Genomic DNA, 5193 nt, shown 5'->3' with positions numbered 1-5193 from the left:
ATGATCAAACTTTTTTATAATCCTACATTATAAATTATCATCGTTAAACTGCCCTTTCTAGGAACACTATTTAAATGATTAAAAAAGAATTGATTGATTAATAAAAATTAATGAAATATGGGTTGCCTTGAAGTCTGCTCGGCTAATTGTATGCAAATAGTTACACTTAACCTTTTTGCGGCTTAGTTCAATAACAGTCACGAAACAATTTAGTAATACCTTTTTTTGTGTAGAAAATGTGTAGAAACTTTTCATTTTCTATCCTTTTCTAACGTATTCTCAAAAAAGGAAAAGCGCTTCAAACCCTTGATACTAAAGGATTTGAAGCGCTTTTCACTTGATTCAAACTTGTTCTATCTGAACCTTTAGACGTCCCAGGAGGGATTCGAACCCCCGACCGACGGCTTAGCTTACCACTATAGTTTTCACTACCAATGCAGTCATACCAAGCATTCAAGACGTATTCAACTCGTACTAGGGATTCGGTCAAATTACGTTTTTAGACCGAAACTATCTTTGAAGAAATAATAACATTATACAAGCCTTTTGAAAAGCTTAGTTAGTTTCGTTAGTAACCCCAATTCGTGTGGTTGATACAGGTCACATTTAATTAGGAAGACACCCCACCTAATTATCGCTAACCATGGGGGTATGTGTTTCTATGCTTCAAAATATCGCTAGATCAACAATTGTAATTAACAGTATGATTTTCATTTAGTTTGCAATTCAACTTCTAAATCTATTTCTGGCTCCCAAATTTCATATTCCCATATATCTCTAAAAATTCGGAGATGATGTACTTTGGTATAACCGCCTTGTTCATCATACTCGACAAAACATCTAAGCTTCTCTGGGAACTTTTTTAAAATTTTAGCTACTTCTCTCTTCCTTTTTTTATGCGTACCTCTTTCCCAAGCAATTACAAGTTCATCACATTCTTTTAAAGCAAACAAAATATATTTATCATTTAACTTATCCGTTTCCTTATCTCTATCTTTTAAAGACTTTTTATCCGTATCCATAAATGCAAATAAGTTTACTATTGTTATTGAACCAAAATCTTTATCTACTGCATAATTAGTTGCATTTGTTACTGTATTATCAGACTTTATAAGATCAGCTTTGCTCGGATTTAACATTAGAAAAACTATATTTCCCTTTTTATCGTCCCATGTTTTCTTTAGAAAATATCTATATTTTTTATCTTTTGAAAAGATCGTTTTAACTTTAAGATAGGCTTCATCTTCTAATATTTCTATTGATGGATTTTCCAATTTATATGTCTCTCCCAGCTTTATTGTGCATCTATCCATTCAAGGCAATTATCACAAAACATTTCATTCCCATCAATATTTTGATTATATACCGTTTCACAGCGTTCACATGTAATTAACTCTTGATGTAAGTGTCCACAGTTTGCACATCTACCGTATTCATAAACACTCTCGTCAAGCGATATGTATTCTTCGCCACACTCTTCACAAGATAAATCAGCTATTACACTACTTCCACCATCTCTTATACTTGCTTCATCTGCAATATCTAAATCTTCTCGATAATCATGGAATAGATTTTCTAACGAAGACTTTACATTTATCTGAAATTCTTCAAAGTCCATAGAATATATTTCATTATTCACTATAGGTACATAGTATCCTTTATCAACATCATATACTGCTTGTCCATTAAATAATGTGACTCTACAGTTTTCAATAACTTCTTCCTCTTCTTTAAACCTTAAAATCAAAGTACTCTCCTGACCTGGTTCTGAATCAATTTCTATGTAAGATTCTATACATAGATAGACTCCATCTCTTTCTCTTGAGAAAATTATTATCTCTATAGTTTGTTCATCTTGATTTATCTCGTTCACTGTAACATCTATGCCTTCTCTGAAATAATACAAATCTTCTAACTCTTCTATAAACGATTTTATATATTGATTAAAATCTTCTACAATCTCTTCCTCACCCTTTATTTCTATACCCGATTCAAGTTCCATAATTTCAAGCATATGGTCTAAAGATTGCTCTTCCATTTCTTCTATCATCACTCTAACTTCTTCATCTGAAGGCTCCATCTCTATATGTTCATTTAATTTATCAATATAAATTTCAACTTCTGAAATATCTTTAATTATTTTATTATAAGCTGCTGTATCAACTAATTTATTATGTGCGATATGATTCCTTCCTTTATTAAAGCTTGCCCACTTACTAAAAAATTCTTCATCAAAATGATTTGAAAATAGCTCTTTCCATAAGTCTTCTTCAATTAATAAATGTTTTTTAAATTCTTTTTCGAAATTTTTATAACTACTGATCAAATCATCAAGTTTACCATAGCCCGCTAAAGATTCGTATGATTTAATTAAGTTTTCTATATTTTCAGTATCTAGTATATTCTTTTTTCTTTTAATGATTTCAATTAAATCACCAACATCTACAGACAATAACTTATCTTCTACACCTTTAAATGATTGTGCTACAGTTTGAAAATGTTTTTTTCTTTCGTGATACTTTTTTTGTATAGATATTGGAGCATATTTATCCCACCAATCCTCTCCATATCTTCTTAGCATGATAATATTTATTGCTTCTCTTAGTTTATTTTCTAATCTATGAATTTTTACATAAGCTTTTTCTGATAAATCTGCTGATTGTGAATCCCTAATCCAATGGCATTGCTCCCAATGTTCCAATAATCTGTTCTTTAGCTCAATTTTTAGTTTTTCAACAAATTTATTAGTTACAAATTCTCCTATTGATTCTTTAATATAAATATCTAAATAATCTACTTTGGAATAACTTCTATACAAAACTTCCAGAAAAAACTCAGTTCCATCTTCTAATATAATTTTATAATTATAAATACCTTCATACTCAATTATGTGTGTTACTTCATAAATAACATTTCCTTTAGCAAGTACTTCATTTAATAATGTGCTAATAAATTTTTCATTTATTTGACACTTAGACTTATTCATTAAAAAATATATCATTATTTCACTCCCTAACATCTCGAAATTGTAAAATTTGTTATCTACTTTAATAATAATGCATACCATTTTTGTCCAACAACTTATTATTAAATAGGCAAAAAGAGTGAAAGTTTTTATAAATAACTCACACTCGAAATAACTTATTAATTTTCGGTAAAAGAATGATTTTACTTTGCTCGCTTATAAGATTATTTTTGTGAATCTTACCTTTTAAATTTCTATATAAAAAGTGTTATTTTGAAAATTCAGACCCCTAAAGTGCACAATTTCCAATCATTTTGTCGGCTTTACCATATTTAAAACCCTGGAATATAACACCGCTTTTCGTTTTTATATTCCCCACTTACTTAAGATTTATTAGTTCTTATTAAACTAGCTTCAGGAGTCTTAAAACTAGATGAAATAGAAATTCTTCTATACGGAATATCATATTTCTTTCTCATATATTTAAGCATATTACTATACATTTCTAAATTTCTATTCGGCTCTATACTCTTAATTGCAGCTATTAAGCCTTGTACTTTGTTACAAATGTCTACAAATTCATCTGCCCTATAATCCCCACTTGATCTATTCATAATATGTAATAAATTGAAAGCTTCATGTAATTTTTTAAATAGCGATTTAGGAACTTTTAAATCATCTTTATCTAAAATTACTCCTGTAACTTTTGTGAATTTTTGAATTACTAGTTTTGATTTATTAGGATGTACCTTGAATCCGTATTTTTGTATAATCCTTGATATATTTTTCTTCATACTCTTTGGAATAAATTTATTTGAGGATAAAGTTAAATCATCGTAATAACAACTGAAATTCATATCATTCTTATTTGCTATTTCAGCAATTTCTTCATACATATCTATGTATGCAAACAAACTAATTATTGGGCTTGTAGGAAATCCCTGCGGTAAATATCTACCTTCACCACTCTCTAAAGGAACTGATACCAAATCCGTAAAAATTTTAGCTATATCTTGTGGCATTTGGAGTTTGTTATAAAACAAACTATAAATATAAGAATCTCTAGTAGAAGGAAAAAAATCTCTTATATCTAACAACAATAGGAACTTATTTCCTTTATGTACATCTGCATTACCTATATAATTTCTCCCCTTTATTCCTCCAAAAGCATATTTGGGAAGTTCTACTTTAGATAGCAAGTTTACAATTTTCTTTAAAACTTTCTTATACTCAGGATTTTGATCGTATAGGACTCTATTTTTCCCATTAACTTGTGATGTGAATTTAATTGGCGTAAACTCTACATCAATATTTCTTAATTTATCTTTATCGATCCGCAATAATTCAGCTAAATATTTTTTGTTGGATAAACCATATAGTTTACTTTGTGAAAAATTCATAAAAAAACTCCTTCTTATAAAGATAAGAAAGAGTAGAAACAAGGGATTCTAGGAAGTGTATTATTGAAGGTAACACAATATATAGCTTTTTCAAAAGTTGCACTAACATATCTAAGACAAAAATTGCAAAGCACCATTTCCCATAAAGAGATGTGCCCTGATTAAATAATTGTCCTATAGCACCTTTTTTCTTCGCTAAATCTCCTCCATTTTCACACGACTCCGACTGAATAGCTTTCCGTTTAAAGAATTTCTTCATTATAACAGTACCTCCGATGATTTATTAAAGGCTTACGCCTCCCCCTGCACATAATCTCGGAATTTTAGAAGTCGAAATCTCCCTTACAAGTTATTCCTACTCTTCATAACTGGCTAATAGTAGCCATTACCCCCTGCACCTACTTATTGATGATAATAGTGCCATCTTCGTATACATGCAAACATGCGTTGCGATATTAGGAATGGCGTTAATGCCGCATCAATGTAGTGGGGAGTCAATACTATACCGTTGAATTTACTTCAACAATTTATCGCAGGAATATCTTGGCGTACTATTCATTTTAATTTTATACTATATTTGTAATTTAAGTCACTAGCATTGCATAAATATTAACCGAAATTTCAGTTTTATTTTTTTCTACAATTAGAAGAAAAACAAAGACACGTAAGCAGAGGTAGTGAACATCCATTTTTTTACTATAACCTTTAACGAGGACAACAGAGATGAGAAATTCCTTATGGTACGCATTTTCCTTTGATTTTTCGAAGCCAAATGTGGGCAGATTTCCACCACGATACCTTCAAGAAACGACCGATTTCTAAATATGT

Annotated in this window: 4 protein-coding genes; all 4 read right to left on the bottom strand. The window is 29.9% G+C overall.

The genetic code is table 11. The features are described from left to right. Positions 1-710: 710 nt before the first annotated feature. Positions 711-1274 carry a DUF1643 domain-containing protein gene (locus tag ACQKIM_RS27650; RefSeq protein ID WP_427550124.1) on the bottom strand — a complete coding sequence of 188 codons (564 nt, stop codon included), beginning with the start codon at positions 1272-1274 and terminating at the stop codon, positions 711-713. 20 nt (positions 1275-1294) lie between these two features. Then, entirely contained in the window at positions 1295-3001 is a 1707-nt protein-coding gene (locus ACQKIM_RS27645) for a hypothetical protein (RefSeq protein WP_427550122.1), read from the bottom strand. Between the two features lie 347 nt (positions 3002-3348). Next, the gene (locus tag ACQKIM_RS27640; RefSeq protein ID WP_427550121.1) at positions 3349-4365 is read right to left on the bottom strand and encodes a reverse transcriptase family protein; all 1017 of its coding nucleotides are present in this window, start codon (positions 4363-4365) and stop codon (positions 3349-3351) included. Beyond that, the gene (locus ACQKIM_RS27635; RefSeq protein ID WP_427550119.1) at positions 4346-4624 is read right to left on the bottom strand and encodes a hypothetical protein; all 279 of its coding nucleotides are present in this window, start codon (positions 4622-4624) and stop codon (positions 4346-4348) included. The genes ACQKIM_RS27640 and ACQKIM_RS27635 overlap by 20 nt, the downstream gene beginning before the upstream one ends. Positions 4625-5193: the final 569 nt, after the last annotated feature.

This window comes from Lysinibacillus sp. NPDC047702 (assembly GCF_050272555.1).
GTDB lineage: Bacteria > Bacillota > Bacilli > Bacillales_A > Planococcaceae > Lysinibacillus.
This window is presented reverse-complemented; position numbering and strand designations above follow the sequence as displayed.

What these genes read in the sequence shown, in the direction of transcription:
- ACQKIM_RS27635 (WP_427550119.1), bottom strand. Translation starts at nt 4,624, where the DNA reads ATGAAGAAATTCTTTAAACGGAAAGCTATTCAGTCGGAGTCGTGTGAA.
- ACQKIM_RS27645 (WP_427550122.1), bottom strand. Translation starts at nt 3,001, where the DNA reads ATGATATATTTTTTAATGAATAAGTCTAAGTGTCAAATAAATGAAAAA.
- ACQKIM_RS27640 (WP_427550121.1), bottom strand. Translation starts at nt 4,365, where the DNA reads ATGAATTTTTCACAAAGTAAACTATATGGTTTATCCAACAAAAAATAT.